Origin of the sequence: Clostridium ihumii AP5 (assembly GCF_000612845.1) — a bacterium.
GTDB lineage: Bacteria > Bacillota > Clostridia > Clostridiales > Clostridiaceae > Clostridium_J > Clostridium_J ihumii.
The window spans coordinates 25,542-45,269 of record NZ_CCAT010000087.1; the positions used below are offsets into that span (position 1 = coordinate 25,542).

Genomic DNA, 19,728 nt, shown 5'->3' on the forward strand with positions numbered 1-19,728 from the left:
TTTTGTATAATTAATATTATTATATGAAAATATAAAATCAAATTTAGATTTAACTTTTAAAATTTAAATTTAAATTACTATTGAATGAAGATATAAGATGGACCAAGTATAACTATAAATTAAGTTTGTTTAGTTAATACTTATTGAGTTAATTTTACTAATTAATATAAAAAATATAGAAACTCTAAGTGTTAAAACTTAAATACTTTGTGCATGTTTATAATGAAGGAGATAATATGATAAATAAAAAGCAAAGTTTATTAGTAGCGTTAGCATTATCAATGGTTATAAGTGCTAGTGGAATAAATGTTACTTATGCTGCAAGTAAAAAATCTAAGATAGAGAACTCAGTGACAGAGAGGTTATCAGGCGGAGATACTGGAAATAGATATGATACCGCTGTAGCAATATCTCAAAAAGGATGGAAAAATGGAAGTAATACTGTTATTTTAACTTCTGGAAGAGATTTTCCAGATGCGCTAAGTGCTACACCATTAGCTAAAAAAAATGAAGCGCCAATTCTTTTAACAGAAACAAATAGTTTGCCAGAAGTAGTTAAAGATGAAATAAAGAGATTAAACCCTAAAAAGGTGATTATTGTAGGTGGTTCAGGAGTTGTAAGTGAAAGTATTTCTGAAGAACTAAGTAAATTTGGTCGAAAAGTAGAGAGAATAGAAGGTAAAGATAGATATGAAACTGCAATTAATGTAGCTAAAGAAATTGGTGTTAAGAATGGAGTTGCAGTTGCATATGGATACAATTATGCAGATGCATTATCAATAAGTTCAATTGCTGCAAGTATGGGAATGCCTATAATATTAACAGCTACGGATAATCTACCAGCAGAAGTAAGTACTTTTATAAATGAAAATAGTATAAAAAAGAGTTACATTGTCGGTGGTGAGGGAGTAGTTAATAATGCTGTAATGAGCAAATTCCCAAATAGTGAAAGAGTATTTGGTATTGATAGATATGAAACTAATGTTGCTGTTATGAAAAGATTTGATACTTATATAGATTATAATAAAATATATTTATCAACTGGTAGAAATTATCCTGATGCATTAGCAGGAAGTTCATTGGCTGCAATAAATGAATCACCAGTTATATTAACTGAAAGCAATTATGTACCAGAAGTTACATATCAATATATTGTAGGAAAAATGTCTAAAGAAATATATGCATTAGGTGGACAAGCGATTGTTGGTGATAATATACTTGATGTTTTAAAAGTTGAAATGAGATATGGTGAAGTTTCTAAAGTACAGGACAAATCCATTGAAGTTAAGCATAAATCAGAAGCCAAATTACCAGAAACAGTTACGGCCATTTTAGCTGATAATAGCAAAAAAGAGATTGAAGTTAAATGGAATGAAAGTAAGCTAGATACAAGTGAAATTGGAACTAAAAAGTATACAGGTGTAGCAATGGGACATGATGTTACATTAACAGTTAAAGTTATAGCTAATATAGCTAAAGTAGATAATATTAACACAGTGATAACTAAAGGTGATAAATTTACATTTCCAACAACAGTAAAAGCGACAATGACAGATGGAAGTGTGAAGGATGTAGCGGTAAAATGGAATAGTACTACTATAGATACTGGAAAAGTTGGAACATACACATATACTGGAACTTTAGAAGGATATGGAAATAAGGTTACATTAACAGTTGCAGTAAAAGATCCATTTAGGGTAATAGATATAAGATAATTTTAAAGACTTAATAGATGCTAAATTCTATTAAGTCTTTTTTTATGTAAGTAATTGAAATTTAAATAGAATAAAACATAAAGAACTTGATTATATTTAAAGGGTAAACAATTAAATATATTGGAGGCGATGAGTTTGATTAAATCAGCAGCTGGGTATATTAGCTTTTTAATATTTTTTTCAGCAATAGTAATTATGATAACAAGTGAAAGTAAATCTAAAATTTTTAAGTATATACCTTCAATAGTATTAATTTATTTTTTAATAATGATACTTTCAACATTAGGATTATGGGAAGATAATTTAGAAATACAATCTATTTATTTAAATGTTAAGGATAATTTATTATTAGCGATGATATTTTTAATGCTGTTAAAATGTGACATAAGAGAAATTATAAAACTTGGACCTAAGATGATATTTGCATTTCTAATTTCAGCAACAACAATAGTTATAGCATTTATATTAACATATTCTATATTTAAAAATTATTATGAACCTAATGCATGGAAAGCATTTGGAGCATTAGCAGGAACTTGGTTAGGTGGGACAGGCAATATGCTTGCAGTACAAAATGCACTAAGTATCCCTGATTCACTTTTAGGTTATACATTACTTATGGATTCAGTAAATTACTCATTATGGGTAATGCTTTTACTATGGATGGTATCTTTTGCACCAAAGTTTAATAAATGGACAAAAGCAGATACAAAATCTATAGATAATATAGGTTATAATCCGATGAAAAATAATAACAAAAAAGGTGAAGTAACATTTACAAATTTAATATTTATGCTAGGAATGAGTTTAAGTGTAGCATCTATAGCTACAAAAATTGGTCAACTTATTCCTGAAAATCAAATAATACAAGGAAATACCGTAGCAATTCTATTGGTAACATTAATTGGAGTAATAATTGCAATGACACCCATATCCAAAATACCTAGCTCATCTGAACTTGCAAATTTAATGCTTTATATAATTGTGGCATTAATAGCATCAAAAGCAAATTTCACAGAAATATCTGGTGCTCCAATATATATAATATCAGGAACTATAATACTTTTAATACATGGAGCATTATTAATACTAATAGCAAAAGTATTTAGATTAGATTTATTTACTTGTGGAATCGCTAGCTTATCAAACATAGGAGGATTAGCATCTGCTCCAATATTAGCAGCTTCATATAACGAAGCACTAATACCAATTGGAGTGCTAATGTCGTTAATGGGATATGTACTAGGAACAGGGGGAGGCCTTTTAGTTGCCAAAATACTATCTCTACTTTAAAGGTGACAGTCATTAATTTAAAAGTGACAGTCATAATTTAAAGGTGACAGTCATCAATATTAATCAATATTAGATGAATATTAGATGACTGTCACCTTTAATAGGGGTAATTTTTAAGGGGAAAATGAATTTTAGAGAGATTAATATGTTATTTAGCATAGCTTGTACACTTTCAGAAAAGGTAATTAGAGTATGTCTATTTTTTGAAAATTTTTTAGCGTTATTTTAGTTGTGAAATTTTTTTGCTATTTATTTTCACTATAAAATTTTTCAATTATGTTTTTGTATTTATCTTCATGTAGTACTAAGTGAATGCCTTCATTGCTTAGGGCATTTACTTCTTCTATGGACATGTCTTCTAGTATATGTCCAATTTCATAGGTTGTTTTTTCTGTGTATATTCCTGTTAGTAGTATGAATAGTGCTTTTGGTGTTTTTACTCCATGATCTGCTTTTGTTAGGAATGAACTTCTTGTTATTCCTGTTTCTTTTTCTACGAAGTTTATTATTTGTTCTACATCAAAGTTTCTTTTTAGTATTTTTCTTGTTATTCCAAATTTCTTATCGTTTATTTTTATTTCTATTTTTCTGTTGTTGATTGTTAGTGTGGTTGATAGATCTAATTCTTTAAAGTGTGATACTTTTTGTATTAATGTGTGTTTGAATAGTTTTACGTATGATTCTACTGCATATCTAGAGTTTATTGATAATATACTTAGTATAAAGTCTGTATCTAATATTCCAAATTCATCTTCATTTCCGAGGTAACAACGCATGCTTGAAAATCTATATGTTTCAGGCATTTCACTGTATCCAAATATGTCTTTTGGATTAGCATGTATGTATAGTGATGCTTTTAGTAAATATTCATCCGTATTTATTACTTCACTAAAAAATCTTTCTTTTAGTAGTGGTCCGTTTGTGTCATATTTAGGATTATAGTATTTTACATACCTAAGTCCTATACTTTTCATTATTGTGCTGATTTTTTCTCCATTGGAGTCTATTATGAAGTGTGCATGGGTGTCCATTAAGCAATATGCATAGATTTTAAATTGATATTTTATTTGACTTTCTCTTATTTTTTCCATCATCATTTCTTTATCTGATTCTGATGGAAATAATGGTTTTGATTTTGATTCATGGATTACTATATGATATATTCCATTTAAATCTGTTACTCTTGCTTGACGTGACAAAACAATCGCTCCTTTTTTATATTTATACTTATTTATAAATATTGACAATGGGATTTTATTTAAACATGAAAAATGATAATTGATGTCAATTAGAAGAATAGTATTTTTAAAATTTAAGATGAAATAAAATATGATTTTGAAAGTTATATAAATATAATTACAAATAAGGAATTATAAGTAATATTTTGTCGTATTTTCTAATGGAATTTTACTTAAATTATGAATTATCAAAATAAAATAAAATTTTCTGAAAACGTTGTTGATTTTTAAAAAAATGGATATTATAATATATTTAGGAAGCCGAAAATGCTTCTGTGTATAAGCAAAATATAAGCAAATATTAAACATGAATAGAGGAGCAAATAATAGGATAGTAAGTACATGTGAAAGGTAAGGGGACACCTGACGGTATTTTATGAAGGGATTATTTGCCGAAAGAGTATGTTTGGCCTTGAACATATTCTTGGGGGTAGAGAGGAATATTTCTATCACTGTCATAAGTTTTTTTATGATGCGCTGTTTATGTAGTGAGTTTAAGAAATTTTCATTACATTCATAGAGTATTAAGAAGCTTAATGTTTAATTGATAAAACATAATACTCTATATGCGTAGGTGCTGAAAATTTCAGTATCTTTTTTTATGACCAAAATTAGAAATACCAATAGGGGAGGGGATACTAATGAAATCTTTAATTAGATTAAGAATGAGTGCACATGATGCTCATTACGGTGGAAACTTAGTTGATGGAGCACGTATGTTACAATTATTTGGAGATGTAGCAACAGAATTATTAATCCAAAATGATGGTGATGAGGGATTATTCAAAGCTTATGATAGCGTAGAATTTTTAGCACCAGTTTATGCAGGGGATTATATCGAAGCTGTTGGAGAAATCGTAAAAGTAGGAAATACTTCAAGGAAAATGGTTTTTGAAGCTAGAAAAGTTATAGTTCCAAGACCAGACGTAAACGATTCAGCTTGTGATGTATTAGAAGAACCAATAGTTGTTTGTAGAGCAAGTGGTACTTGTGTAGTACCAAAAGATAAAAAAAGAAAATAGACTCTAGAAATAAAATCAAATTTTAAATTACAGCTTATTTTGCATATTATAAAAATCAAGTTATAAATACAATATACCAAGACAAAATCAATAGAACTTATAGAAAAAAATTCTTTTTATTAACATTTTATAAAGTAGAGCTAATAAATAGAATAATAATTTAAGATGGATTTGTTAAATTTTTAACAATATAATTAATTTGAAATAGAAAAGGGGAAAGTTATGGAAAAATTAATTATAACTGCAGCTATATGCGGTGCAGAGGTAACTAAAGAAAATAATCCAAATGTTCCTTATACTGTTGAAGAAATAGGTGAAGAAGCATATAAAGCATATAAAGCTGGTGCAAGTGTAATTCATCTTCATGTTAGAGAAGATGATGGAACACCAACACAAAGTAAGTATAGATTTGAAGCTTGCATGAAGGAAATTAAAAAGCGTTGTGGTGATGTAATAGTACAACCATCTACAGGTGGGGCTGTAGGGATGTCAAATGCAGAAAGACTTCAACCAGTTGATTTAAAACCAGAGATGGCAACTTTAGATTGTGGAACTTGTAATTTTGGTGGAGACGAGATATTCGTTAACACAGAAAATACAATTAAAGAATTTGGAACTAAAATGATAGAACTTAATGTTAAGCCAGAAATTGAAGTTTTTGATAAGGGCATGATAGACATGGCTATAAGACTTGAGAAAAAAGGCTTTATAAAGAAACCAATGCATTTTAACTTTGTAATGGGAGTTAATGGCGGAATTAGTGCAGATATGAGAGATTTCTTGTTCATGAAAGATAGTATTCCATGTGGAAGTACTTATACTGTTTCAGGAATTGGAAGAAATGAATTTACATTAGCTACAATGTCAATTTTAGCAGGGGGACACGTTAGAGTTGGATTTGAGGATAATGTATATATTTCTAAAGGTGTTTTAGCTGAGTCTAATGCAGTATTAGTTGAAAAAGTAGCTAAAATTGCAAAAGAATTAGGAAGAGAAATAGCAACACCTAGGGAAGCAAGAGAAATACTAGGACTTATATAGAGCAAAAGTTTAATTGGAGATGTTATTAAATTTAATATTAGGGGATAAATATTAAAAATTTAATAAGCCATTAGATTATTTTGAACTATATGAGAAATTAAAAACTTTTATTTAGAATTATTTTGTATAAATTACGGATATATTTTATGTTATGTGAAGATAATTAGAAAAAAATGTAACAGAGATTTGAAAGGGGTACAGTTATGAAAAAAGGATGTAAATACGGCACACACAGAGTTATAGAACCAAAAGGTGTTTTACCACAACCAGCAATAAAAGTAGATAATGATATGAATATCTATGATAATGAAATATTAATAGATGTTCAAGCATTAAATATTGATTCTGCAAGTTTTACTCAAATAGAAGAAGAAGCAGGACATGATATAGAAAAAGTAAAAGCTAAAATAATAGAAATTGTTTCTGAAAGAGGAAAAATGCAAAACCCAGTTACAGGTTCAGGCGGAATGTTAATAGGAACTATTGAAAAAATAGGTGAAGCATTAGAAGGAAACATAGATTTAAAAGTTGGAGATAAAATAGCTACTTTAGTTTCATTATCATTAACACCATTAAGAATAGATGAAATTATAGACATAAAACCAGAAATAGATAGAGTTGCTATAAAAGGAAAAGCTGTTTTATTTGAAAGTGGAATATATGCAAAACTTCCAAATGATATGGAAGAAACATTAGCATTAGCTGCATTAGACGTAGCAGGAGCACCAGCTCAAGTTGCTAAACTTGTAAAACCATGTGAAAGTGTATTAATACTAGGTGGAGCAGGAAAATCAGGAATGCTTTGTTGTTATGAAGCTGTTAAAAGAGTAGGACCAACAGGAACAGTAATAGCAATAGTTAGAGATGAAAAAGAAGCAACTAGACTTGAAAAATTAGCTTTCGGTCCAACATTAAAAATAGTTATAGGCGATGCAACAAAACCAGTTGATGTAATGGAAAAAGCATTAGCTAATAATAATGGAAAAGAAGTTGATGTATCATTTAACTGCGTAAATGTACAAAATACTGAAATGTCAACAATACTTCCAGTTAGAGATGAAGGAACTGTGTACTTCTTCTCAATGGCAACAGGTTTTGCAAAAGCTGCATTAGGAGCTGAAGGTGTAGGCAAAGATGTAACTATGATGGTTGGTAATGGATACACTAAAGGTCATGCAGAAATAACATTACAAGAATTAAGAGAAAATGAAAATTTAAGAAATATGTTTAAAGAGCTATATGCTAATTAATATAAAAAAACTAAAAAACGGGGATATGTAAATTTTAGTTAAAAACGGGGGTACAAAAATCATGGTAAATAGAAGAGCTGAATTATTTAAAGATGTTACGGACGCACAATGGAATGACTGGAGATGGCAAGTTAAAAATAGAATAGAAACAGTTGAAGAATTAAAAAAATATATACCTTTAACTGAAGAAGAAGAAGAAGGAGCTAGACAATGTTTAAAAACATTAAGAATGGCTATAACTCCTTATTATCTATCATTAATAGATCCAAATGATCCACATGATCCAATCAGAAAACAAGCAATACCAACAGCGTTGGAATTACATAAAGCTAGTGCTGATTTAGAGGATCCACTACACGAAGATACAGATTCACCAGTTCCAGGATTAACACATAGATATCCAGACAGAGTATTATTACTAATAACTGATATGTGTTCAATGTACTGCAGACACTGCACAAGAAGAAGATTTGCAGGACAAAGCGATAATGCTATGCCAATGGAAAGAATTGATAAAGCTATCGAGTATATAAGAAATACACCTGAAGTTAGAGATGTTTTATTATCTGGTGGAGATTGTTTATTAGTTGATGATGATGTTTTAGAGTATATCATTAAAAAATTAAGAGAGATTCCTCATGTTGAAATAGTAAGACTTGGTTCAAGAACTCCTGTAGTTTTACCACAAAGAATTACTCCAGAACTTGTAGGAATGCTTAAAAAATATCATCCAGTATGGTTAAACACTCACTTTAATCATCCAAATGAAATAACAGAAGAATCTTCAAGAGCATGTGCAATGCTTGCTGATGCAGGAATTCCATTAGGAAACCAAAGTGTTTTATTAAGAGGCGTTAATGATTGCGTACATGTAATGAAAAAATTAGTTAATGAATTAGTTAAGATAAGAGTAAGACCATACTATATTTACCAATGTGATTTATCAATGGGATTAGAACACTTTAGAACACCAGTATCTAAAGGAATAGAAATAATAGAAGGCTTAAGAGGACATACTTCAGGATTCTGCATACCAACATTTGTTGTTGATGCTCCTGGTGGCGGTGGAAAAACTCCAGTTATGCCAAACTATGTTATATCTGAAAGCCCAGAAAAAGTAATCTTAAGAAACTTTGAAGGTGTTATAACAACTTATACACAACCAACAGAATATGTATCAGAGTGTCACTGTGAAGTTTGTAGAGGTGAAAAAGAGGTTCATAAAGTTGGAGTTGCTGGATTATTAAACGGACAAGCAATGGCTATGGAACCAGTTGGTCTTGAAAGAAATAAAAGACACAGTAGTTGCAGTTCAGAATGTGGTTCATGCTGTGAAGCTGCAGCGGTAAAGGAAAAATAGAAGCTACAGAATAATTTATTCTGCTTTAAAATATGGAGATTTTAGACTTAATTAAAGACTATGATAGTTTATCCATTATCGGCATGAATAAAAATGTAGGTAAGACCACTACATTAAATGAAATATTGAATAAGTCTAGGGGAAAATATTCCCTAGGGCTTACTTCAATAGGGCGAGATGGAGAAGAACTGGACAGAGTAACAGCAACTGAAAAACCACGAATATATATTGAGAAAAACACAATTATAGCAACAGCTAAAGAATGTTTACTTAATAGTGATATTACAAAGGAAATTCTAAAAACTACTAATATTAATACTCCAATGGGAGAAATTGTTATATGTAGAGCTTTAAGTGATGGATATGTTGACTTAGGTGGTCCTTCAGTAAACTCTTATATGGCTGATATAAAAAATGAACTTCTAAACTTAGGGTGTAATCTTGTAATTGTTGACGGCGCATTAAATAGAAAAACTTTTGCATCTCCCACAATAACAAAAGCTACTATTTTATCTACTGGTGCAGCACTTTCAAGAAGCATGTTAAATGTTGTAGAAGAAACAGCACATACGGTAAAACTTTTGAGTTTGCCCCATGAAACAGATAAGGAAGTTTTAAGAATATGTGAGGAAGAGCTAAAAAATGTAAGAGTTGGTGTTATATATAAGGACTTAAGTTTTAAAACTTTAGATGTTAAAACATCCTTAGATGCAGCTAAGGAAATTGTATCGCTTTTAGACGAAAATTCAGTGTATGTATGTATAAAAGGCGTTTTTACTGAAAGCTTAATAGAAGATATTATGAAATTAACACCTATGTATAAAAATGTTATTTTTCTTTGTGAAGATGGAACAAAACTGTTTATATCAAAGGAAACGTTATATAAATTTACAAAGCAAGGTGGATGTATCAAAGTTTTAAAATCAATAAAAGTTCTATGTGTTACTACAAATCCAAAGTCGCCATATGGGTATGAATTTGATAAGGTTAAATTTGTAAAAGCCTTGAAAGAAAAAATTGATATACCAGTTTTTGATGTAGTTGGAGGTATATAGTTATGAAGTTTTTAGATAATGAGCAAAGAAGTCAAATAGGCTTTAATTTCCTTATGGAAGAACTTCAAACCATAACTTTTTATGGAATAGAAGAAAAGAAAAAAATAAAAACCTATAAAAGATGTGAAAAAGATATTTTAATAGAAGGCTTTGATAATTTAGAGAAAGTTATTAATTCTATAAAAAATAATGACAATGATTTTAAAAAGATATTAAGACTATTAATGAGAGTTAAAGACATCAAAAATTCAATTAAAAGAGCTATGAATAATGAAGTTTTAGATGAAGTTGAATTATATGAAATAAAATATTTTTCAATGATAGTTGAAGATTTAAAAATCATAGTTGATAGTTTGAATTTAGGAATCGAAGAATTAAATCTTGACCAATTAAATGATGTTTTGGAGATTTTGGATCCAGACAATAAGAGATTATCAACATTTTATATATACGACAGTTATTCAGAAGAATTAAAAGATATAAGAAAAAGAAAAAGTGAAATAGAAAAAAGAATATTTGGATCTTCTGATGAAGAGACAATAGCTAGATTAAAAGAAGATAGGTTACTTATAGTTATAGAAGAAGAAAATGAAGAATTAAAAATAAGAAGAACTCTAACATCAAAAATTTGTAACTATGGGAAGTCTATTTTGAAAAACATGGAATGCATAGGAAAACTAGATTTTATTATAGCTAAAGCTATGATGGCAATTAAATATAATGCGGTTAGGCCTAAAATAATAAATAATATGGAGATTAAGTTTGTAGATGCATTCAATCCAGAAGTTAAATCTATATTGTCAAAACAGAACAAAGTTTTTACTAGTCAAACTATAGATTTAAAGAAAGGGACTACGGTGATAACTGGAGCTAACATGGGTGGAAAAAGTGTTACTCTAAAAACTATAGTTTTAAATTTATTATTAGGTCAAATGGGATTTTTCGTCTTTGCAAAGGAAGCATGTTTTCCAATTTTGGATTTTATACATTTTATATCAGATGATATGCAGTCAATTTCAAAGGGATTAAGTACTTTTGGAGCTGAAATTATAAAACTAAAGGAAGTTGTTGAGTGTGCAAAACGAGGTGATGGGTTTATAGCCTTGGATGAATTTGCAAGAGGGACAAATCCTAAAGAAGGATTTTATTTAGTAAAATCAGTAGCACTATATTTAAATAAAATGAATAGCATAAGCTTAATTTCAACACATTATGATGGTGTAGTTGAAGAAAATATGGAACATTACCAAGTTGTAGGACTTAAAAATATGAACTTTAATAATTTAAAGTTTAAAATTGATTTAAATAAAACTAAATCAGTAGAAATAATACAAGAACACATGGAATATAGAATAGAAAAAGTATCCAGGGAAAACAAAGTTCCTAAGGATGCGCTTAATATAGCTATGCTTTTAGGGTTAGATAATGAAATTGTAGACATAGCTAAAGAGTATTATAAGTAGAACACATTAATAAGTTTATAAAAAGTGACAAATATAGAATTATACTATATATAGTGACTAAAAGCTTTAAAAATTCAAGAAAGATAAAAGATATAAGTTATCTTCTTGTAGGGGTTATTTTAAATAGATTATTTATAGATAATAGATGATTTAAATTAAGTGATATATATTAAAAAAATAAACAAGATTAACATTTAGTTTAAGTAAATGTGTAAAGATAGATTAGAGTATTAAAATGTTAGGTAAAAATTTTAAGATTAAATGGAAATTAGGTTTGTTTTTTTATATTAATTATTTAGTTTTTATTATCTATTATCTGTTAAATTAAAGTAGGGGGTATGGCATGATGGAAAGTAAATTAAGTTTAGATCAAGCTCTTGTTAATAGCGCTAGGGAATCAGCTAGAAACATAGCAAAAGAGACTCAAGAGTTTATAGATAGACATACAACAGTTGCAGTTGAGAGAACTGTTTGTAGACTTTTAGGAATAGACAATGTAGACGAGTTTGGAGTACCACTACCAAATGTAGTTGTTGATAATATAAAAAATAATAATGGATTAGGAATAGGAGCAGCTAGATTTATAGGTAATGCTATGATTAAAACTGGTCTTACTCCACAAGAAATCGCTGAAAAAGTTTCAAAAGGTGAATTGGATTTAACTAAAATACCTATGCATGATGACTTTGAAGTTAAAATGGAGATAAATAAAGTTGCTAAGGAATATGTTGAAAAAATAAAAGTTAATAGAGGAAAAAGAGAAACTTATTTAGATGAGTTTGGAGATAAAAAGGGTCCTTATTTATATGTAATAGTAGCAACAGGAAATATATATGAAGATATAACACAAGCAAGGGCAGCCGCAAAACAAGGTGCAGATATCATAGCAGTTATAAGAACAACAGGACAAAGTCTTTTAGACTATGTTCCATATGGAATTACAACTGAAGGTTTCGGAGGAACATTTGCAACACAAGAAAACTTTAGACTTATGAGAGAAGCACTAGATGAAGTTGGTGAAGAGCTTGGAAGATACATAAGATTATGTAACTATTGTTCTGGACTTTGTATGCCTGAAATTGCAGCAATGGGAGCATTAGAAAGACTTGATGTAATGCTTAATGATGCATTGTATGGAATATTATTTAGAGATATAAATATGCAAAGAACAATAGTAGACCAATACTTCTCAAGAATAATAAATGGATATGCAGGAGTTATAATAAATACAGGAGAAGATAACTACCTAACAACAGCAGATGCAGTTGAAGAAGCACATACAGTTTTAGCTTCACAATTTATAAATGAACAATTTGCATTATTTGCTGGACTTCCAGAAGAACAAATGGGACTTGGACATGCTTTTGAAATAAATCCAAATGTTGAAAATGGATTCTTATATGAACTTGCACAAGCACAAATGGCAAGAGAAATATTCCCTAAAGCACCATTAAAATATATGCCACCAACTAAATTTATGACTGGTAATATATTTAAAGGTCATGTTCAAGATGCTTTATTTAACATAGTTACTATACTAACAGGACAAAAACTTCACTTACTTGGAATGTTAACAGAAGCAATACACACTCCATTTATGAGTGATAGAGCTTTATCAATAGAAAATGCTCAATATATTTTTAATACAATGAAAGATTTAGGCGATGAAATAAGATTTAAAGATGGCGGAATAATGGATAAGAGAGCTGCAGAAGTATTAACTAAAGCAGCAGATTTATTACATGAAATAGAAAAAGAAGGACTATTTAGTACAATAGAACAAGGAAAATTTGCAGGCATAAAAAGACCTCTTAATGGAGGAAAGGGACTTCAAGGTGTTGTTGAAAAAGATGAACAATACTTTAACCCATTCATAGAATTAATGTTAGGAGGTGCAAGATAATGAGTGGCGGATTATATTCAACTGAAAATAAAGACTTTGATAAAACTCTTGATTTAACTAAATTAAAACCATATGGAGATACAATGAATGATGGTAAAGTTCAAGTAAGTTTTACACTTCCAGTTCAAGATGATGAAAGAGGTGTTGAGGCTGCTGTTCAACTTGCAAAATCAATGGGACTTGAAAATCCTAACGTTGCACATCATGAACCATTAGATAAAGAATACACTTTTTATGTAGTTTATGGTTCTTTAGTTCATACAGTAAACTATGAAGAAATTCATGTTCAAACTGTTGAAGTTGACACTATGGATATGGCAGAAGTAAGTGAATATATAAAAGAACACATAAAGAGAAAAGTTGTAATAGTAGGGGCAAGTACAGGAACTGATGCTCATACAGTTGGAATAGATGCTATTATGAACATGAAAGGTTTTGCTGGACATTATGGACTTGAAAGATATGGAATGATTGAAGCATATAATCTTGGAAGCCAAGTTGAAAATGAAGAATTCATAAAGAAAGCAATTGAATTAAAAGCAGATGTACTATTAGTATCTCAAACAGTAACACAAAAGGATATTCACATTAAAAACTTAACAAATCTTGTAGAACTTTTAGAAGCAGAAGGATTAAGAGACAAAGTTATATTAATATGTGGAGGTCCAAGAATTACTCATGAACTTGCAAAAGAACTTGGATATGATGCTGGATTTGGTCCAGGAAAATATGCAGATGATGTAGCAAGTTTTGCAGTAACTGAAATAGTAGAAAGAGGCTTAATATAAATTAAATATATAAAAGGCAAAGAACTAAAAAATATGTTCTTTGCTTTTTTTGATTCATAGAAGTATAAAAAATTGTAACAATGCAGGCTAAAAAATATAGACTTATACAAAATAAGAGCGATTTATATAAAAATGATACAACAATAATAAAAAATAGAACTAAATTTGAATAAAATATTAACAAAGATTATTTTACTATATAAGTAAATTTAAATTTAAAAAGATAAAAAAACTTTTTTACATTCGAAAATAAATTATAAAACATAAAATATAGGTGTTATATATTTAATAATATGAAGTAAATTTAGGTGAATTTATCAATTTTCATGTGTAAATTTAATAGTATATAAAGTTGAATTTAGATTTAGTTAAATAATATAAATTTAAATTTATAATTAATATAAAGTTTATAAGTGTAAAGGTTTTATACTTAGGGCAAAAGTAAATGAAATAGTTTTCAGATGAAGATTTATGTTGAATAATATAAGAAATATGCATATATAAATAAATTATTTATGCTTAGTAAATTTACTTAAATAAAATAAATATTAAGGTTTATGAAAAGTAGAAAAAAATGAAATTATTGTATTACTAAAAAAACATCTTAAAAATTTAAGAAAATAGAACAAATATTAAATTCAATTTAATATATCTATATTTCTTAAAAAAAATTGACAAATATTCAATTAAGAAATGTTATTACTTTTATTTGTAAAATATCTAATAATTGCAAGAAAAAAGCATTGAATATAGTTATTTAAAAAGTATAATAAATTGTAACAGAAATAAAAATATTTGTTTCATTTGTGTAGGGGTGAGAAAAATGTATATTATAAAATAAATTTATAATTTATACTTCAACTAAAAAATTGTTGCTTCTATATAACTATAAAATAAAAAAACATTAAAGAAAAATGATGCAGAAAAGTATTACTTAATTTCTAATGCAATATATATATTGCATTAAACTCTAGTTAATATTTAAGGGGGATTATTTATGAAAAAAAATTTAAGAAAGACTTTTTCTAAAATTATGACATTAACACTTATAGCATCATTAACATTAGGTGGTGTTCCTAACGTTGCAAAAGCACAGGAAGTAGATAAACTTCTAAATATGCCTTTAACAGTTGAAGCAAAAGAAAAGATACTAAATGATTATGGTTCATATTTATCAAAATTAGATAACACTTTTGAAGAGAAAGTTAATCAAGAAGAAGTTATTAGAGTAATTGTAGAAGTAGAAGGAAAATCTGCTCAAGAGATGAGTACGGATGGTAAGACTATTACAGAACAAGCAAAAATAAGCATAGAAGATGCACAAAAACCAATTGTTGATGCAGTAAGTAATATTGAAGGTGTAGAAGTAAGACATAGTTATACAAATGTTTTTAACGGCTTTAGTGCAGAAGTTAAAAGGGAAGATATTTCAAAAATTGAAGAAATACCAGGTGTAAAAAAAGTTACAGAAGTTCAAAGATATATAGAAAATATAAACAATGCTAAAAAGCTTACTCAAATAGAAGATGTATGGCAAAAATATAGCTTAAAGGGTGAAGGCATGGTTGTAGCTGTAGTAGATACAGGAATTGATTATAAACATGAAGACTTTAGTATCCCACAAGATGCTTCAAAATTAAAATTAAATAAAGAAAAGTTAGAGGGAATTAAGAAGTCTGGTGTTTTAAAGGCAGATAGAAATTCTCAAACTTACTTTAGTGATAAAGTACCTTTTGGATATAACTATGCAGATAAGAATAATGACATAGTTGATACAAGAGATGCAAAAGCACCTCATGGAGCGCATGTTTCTGGAATCATTGGTGCAAATGGTGATGATAGTAAAATATCAGATAATAAGGCTGTAAAAGGAGTTGCACCAAATGTTCAATTGCTTGCTATGAAAGTATTTTCAAATGGCAAAAATGGACAATATACTTATGCAGATGATCAACTAGCAGCTATTGATGATGCAGTTGCATTAGGAGCTGATGTTATAAATATGAGTTTAGGTGCACCATCTGGATTTAGGAATGATTCAGATCCAGTTGAAGATGCAATAACAAGAGCTACCAATGCAGGAGTTATGGTTGTAGTTTCAGCTGGAAATAGTGGATATTCAACAGAGCCATATGGATTAGGTTCCTTAAATGATCAAATAACAGCTAGCAATCCAGCATTAGCAAAAGATGCTCTTATGGTAGCAAGTTATGAAAATAGTACAATAATTGATAAGGTTATAAATTTTAAAGATAAATCAGGTAATGTTATAGTAGAAGGAGCATTTAAAGAGCATCAAGTAGATATTGAAGGTATATATAATAAAGATAAGGAAATAGCAGATGGTGGACTAGGAAAAACAGAGGAATTAGAAAATGTAAGAGGAAAAGTAGCTCTTATAAAAAGAGGAGAAATAGGTTTTACTGATAAAATAAAGAATGCTCAATCAAAAGGTGCTATTGGAGTAATAATTTATAATGGAGATAATGATGAAACACTTATAAATATGGCAACTGATGATAGTATAAAAATACCAGCCATATTTGTATCAAATTCAGTAGGTACTAAAGTTTTAAATTATTTAAAATCTAATCCAATATACTTTAATGGAGAAACAAAATTAGGTAGTAGTGAAAATCCAAGTAGTTCACAATATTCAGAGTTTACATCTTGGGGACCATCACCAAGCTTAGAATTTAAACCACAAGTAGCTGCCCCTGGTGGACAAATATACTCAACATTAAATCAAGGTCAGCATGGAGTTATGAGTGGAACATCTATGTCAGCTCCTCACGTTTCTGGATCAATGGCACTATTAATTCAAGCTATTAAAGGATATGCACCAGAATTGCAAGGAAGAGAACTTATAGAGTATGCAAAAAATATAATGATGAATACTTCAGCTATAAAGATAGATAAAAATACAAATATACCATATTCACCAAGAAGACAAGGTGCAGGACTTGTACAATTAGAGGATGCAGTTAGAAATAAAGTTATAGTAACTAGCAACGGAAAAGCTGGTGCAGAACTTAAAGAGATAGATGGAAAAGAAAAGAAATTTACTCTAAATATTCATAATTATGGCGATGAAGAAGTTGAATATGAATTAGAGAGTATAGGTGGTGTTTTAACACAAGATATAAGTAATGAACATGGAAAAATGATAAAAGATATATCACTTTCTAAGGATGATGCTAGTATATCATTTGATAAGAATAGTATAAAAGTTCCAGCAAAACAAGAAAAGACTATAGAAGTAACTTTAAATGTAGGAGATAATGTATCAAAAGATAGATATTTAGAAGGATTTATAAAATTAAATTCTAAAAAGAACAATAATCCTTCTTTAACAATGCCATATATAGGTTTTTATGGAGAATGGGATAATGAAAGTATGATGACTAATAATGCATGGGATGAGAGTAAACATCCATTTGTAGAAGCAGTTAAGAATTCAGGTGAATATCCTAAAGTTTTAGTTGAAAATTTAGCATTAAGTACAACTAGAAGATTAGGTAAAGAATCTCTAAATATACTAGGTGTTACAGGTCAAAATCCTGATAAAACTAATATCTATAATGGTAGTAAAATATCTATAAGTCCAAATGGAGACAGAGTAAATGATATAATTTTCCCAGCTATATATTTAATGAGAAATGCTAAAACTATAACAGCAGAAGTATTAGACTCAAAGGGAACAGTTGTAAGAAGTGTTGGTTCAGCAAAAGATTTTAGAAAAAATATGATAGCTATAGAACAAGGAAAGATACCAACACCTATGAAGGATCTAGCATGGGATGGAAAAATATTTAAGAGTTCAACAGGAAGATATACAACTGCACCAAATGGACAATACACTTATAGATTAAAGATGAAAATTGACTTTGAAGATGCTAAGGAACAAATAGTAGATATACCAGTAAAGGTAGATACTTCATCACCATGGTTTAGTTTTGAAAAATGTGAAAAGTTAGATGATGGTAATGTTAAAGTATACTTTAAAGCTGGCGATGATGAGTCTGGAATACGAGAAGATGCAAAATTCCCAATTATGATAAATGGTCAATTAAACATGAAAGATACAGAATCAGAAACAAATTACGATGAAAAAACAGGCTTGTATAGCAAAGTTCTAACAGGCTTGGATAAAGACAAGGAAAATGAAATAATAATTGGTGGATTTGATTATGCAAATAATTTAGGCGGAACTACAATGAAGATTAATGTAAAATAGAGTGAATATTACTATAAATCAATGAACAAAAAAAAGAAAATGTGAATAATATTAGAATAATATTAATAGAAAAAACTAAACTTAAATAAATAGTAAAATCCCCATATGTAGTAATTTGTAGAATTAGGTTTTAAAAGACAATTTACATTAAAATTGTATTAAAAGGCTTAGTTACTAGCATTTAGTTACTGGTATATGGGGATTTTTTTATATTTGTTAGTTGAAAATGTAAAGGAAGTAATGATGAATTTACATTATTTATAAGTGTAAATTAAATTAGCAATAAAATATATACTTATGAAAATTGTAAACAATGATATTTAATATTAAAGAATTATTAAAGGAAATTTAAAGTTTATATATTTAGTATATAAAAAAAGTAGAGTAATATATTAAATATATATAGTAATTAAATACAATATTTAGATATAATTGCCTTTAAATCTATTTAATATAGAAATTAAAAATATAAATACAATATATAATATGATGATAAATTAGTTAAGAAAATTTTTACTTAAAATAATTGAGTAAATGCGAATTAAATAAATTATTTAATAATTTATTTATAAACAACTTAAAAATATAAGCATTTTGTTATTTAGGGGGAATTACATTGGAACAAAATAAGAAAAAAATCTTAATTTGGATAACAGGAGGAGTTATAGTGCTGTTACTAATAGGTGGTATTTATTATGGTAAAAGTTCTTTTACTAATAATCCAAGGACAGTAGAACAGGAAGAATATGAGTTGAAAAATGTGGCATCTAAGAATTATTTAGTAAAAGTAAAAGAAGGATACAATGAAGAAGTAATAAATATGAGTTTAATAGATGATTTTATAAAAAATGTTGAAAATCATAAAGAAGATGAAGTTTTTATTATAGAATATGAGAAAAATGAGAATAAAAAAATAGTTACATCATTAAAAAAAATAACTTATGACAAAGAAGAAATAACAGTTGTAGATTATGATGTTTCTAATCAAAAGAAATTTACTGAAAAAAGTACAGATAAGTATGTAAAAATGTGGAAAGTTGGAGATAATTTTGGGGCAAAAATTGTAGTAACAAATAGTCCAGTGCAACCTGTTATGGAGGGTGACATACTATTTGAATATGTAGAAAGTAATGTTGTTGAATACAAATAAAAATTGAGTTAAATACGAACTTGTAAGTAAAGATAGTATTCCAAAGTAAGAAGTAAGAGTGAAAAATGAAAAGTGATGGTAAATATTACTCACCTTGTTCTTAATATCTAAAAATAGAAGTTCATAAAAACTAAGTTTTATAAGATATACAAAGTAATAGTTATATATACTATCAAAACTATGGTTAGTAAGAATATTATGATGGGGAATTTA

At 28.3% G+C, this 19,728-nt stretch carries 13 protein-coding genes and 1 riboswitch; of the genes, 12 read left to right on the forward strand and 1 reads right to left on the reverse strand.

All coding sequences use genetic code 11. The features are described from left to right. The first annotated feature begins 236 nt into the window (after window positions 1–236). Window positions 237–1,715 carry a cell wall-binding repeat-containing protein gene (locus tag BN346_RS19480; protein WP_040330776.1) on the forward strand — a complete coding sequence of 493 codons (1,479 nt, stop codon included), beginning with the start codon at window positions 237–239 and terminating at the stop codon, window positions 1,713–1,715. A 135-nt stretch (window positions 1,716–1,850) separates the two neighbouring features. Beyond that, window positions 1,851–3,008 (forward strand): DUF819 family protein, encoded by a 1,158-nt coding sequence (locus BN346_RS19485; protein WP_040330777.1) that lies wholly within the window; start codon window positions 1,851–1,853, stop codon window positions 3,006–3,008. 245 nt (window positions 3,009–3,253) lie between these two features. Here BN346_RS19485 and BN346_RS19490 read toward each other — a convergent pair whose 3' ends face one another. Beyond that, window positions 3,254–4,207: a transposase gene (locus BN346_RS19490; RefSeq protein ID WP_040330778.1), complete on the reverse strand. Its 954-nt coding sequence runs from the start codon at window positions 4,205–4,207 to the stop codon at window positions 3,254–3,256. Between the two features lie 343 nt (window positions 4,208–4,550). Next, a riboswitch (Lysine riboswitch) is annotated at window positions 4,551–4,734 on the forward strand. A gap of 153 nt (window positions 4,735–4,887) precedes the next feature. On the opposite strand from BN346_RS19490, the gene kal reads away from it, so the two are divergent. The 10 genes from kal to BN346_RS19540 all read left to right on the forward strand — a co-directional run bounded on the left by kal (window position 4,888) and on the right by BN346_RS19540 (window position 19,515). After that, window positions 4,888–5,268, forward strand: a complete 381-nt coding sequence (gene kal / locus BN346_RS19495; protein ID WP_040330779.1) for a 3-aminobutyryl-CoA ammonia lyase — start codon at window positions 4,888–4,890, stop codon at window positions 5,266–5,268. A 222-nt stretch (window positions 5,269–5,490) separates the two neighbouring features. After that, the gene (kce, locus tag BN346_RS19500; RefSeq protein WP_040330780.1) at window positions 5,491–6,309 is read left to right on the forward strand and encodes a 3-keto-5-aminohexanoate cleavage enzyme; all 819 of its coding nucleotides are present in this window, start codon (window positions 5,491–5,493) and stop codon (window positions 6,307–6,309) included. Window positions 6,310–6,512: 203 nt separating this feature from the next. Next, window positions 6,513–7,559, forward strand: a complete 1,047-nt coding sequence (gene kdd / locus BN346_RS19505; RefSeq protein WP_040330781.1) for an L-erythro-3,5-diaminohexanoate dehydrogenase — start codon at window positions 6,513–6,515, stop codon at window positions 7,557–7,559. A 61-nt stretch (window positions 7,560–7,620) separates the two neighbouring features. After that, a complete protein-coding gene (gene kamA, locus BN346_RS19510; RefSeq protein ID WP_040330782.1) occupies window positions 7,621–8,919 on the forward strand; it encodes a lysine 2,3-aminomutase in 1,299 nt (432 codons plus the stop codon). Window positions 8,920–8,951: 32 nt separating this feature from the next. Continuing rightward, window positions 8,952–9,974 carry a lysine 5,6-aminomutase reactivase subunit KamB gene (gene kamB / locus BN346_RS19515; RefSeq protein ID WP_040330784.1) on the forward strand — a complete coding sequence of 341 codons (1,023 nt, stop codon included), beginning with the start codon at window positions 8,952–8,954 and terminating at the stop codon, window positions 9,972–9,974. 2 nt (window positions 9,975–9,976) lie between these two features. After that, window positions 9,977–11,437, forward strand: coding sequence for a lysine 5,6-aminomutase reactivase ATPase KamC (kamC, locus tag BN346_RS19520; RefSeq protein ID WP_040330785.1), 1,461 nt, complete (start codon window positions 9,977–9,979; stop codon window positions 11,435–11,437). 346 nt (window positions 11,438–11,783) lie between these two features. Continuing rightward, entirely contained in the window at window positions 11,784–13,340 is a 1,557-nt protein-coding gene (kamD, locus tag BN346_RS19525; protein WP_040330786.1) for a lysine 5,6-aminomutase subunit alpha, read from the forward strand. Further along, a complete protein-coding gene (kamE, locus tag BN346_RS19530; RefSeq protein ID WP_040330787.1) occupies window positions 13,340–14,128 on the forward strand; it encodes a lysine 5,6-aminomutase subunit beta in 789 nt (262 codons plus the stop codon). Before kamD ends, kamE begins: the two co-directional genes overlap by 1 nt. A gap of 997 nt (window positions 14,129–15,125) precedes the next feature. Beyond that, window positions 15,126–18,365, forward strand: a complete 3,240-nt coding sequence (locus tag BN346_RS22285; protein WP_051540539.1) for a S8 family serine peptidase — start codon at window positions 15,126–15,128, stop codon at window positions 18,363–18,365. A 616-nt stretch (window positions 18,366–18,981) separates the two neighbouring features. Next, window positions 18,982–19,515 carry a hypothetical protein gene (locus BN346_RS19540; RefSeq protein ID WP_040330788.1) on the forward strand — a complete coding sequence of 178 codons (534 nt, stop codon included), beginning with the start codon at window positions 18,982–18,984 and terminating at the stop codon, window positions 19,513–19,515. Window positions 19,516–19,728: the final 213 nt, after the last annotated feature.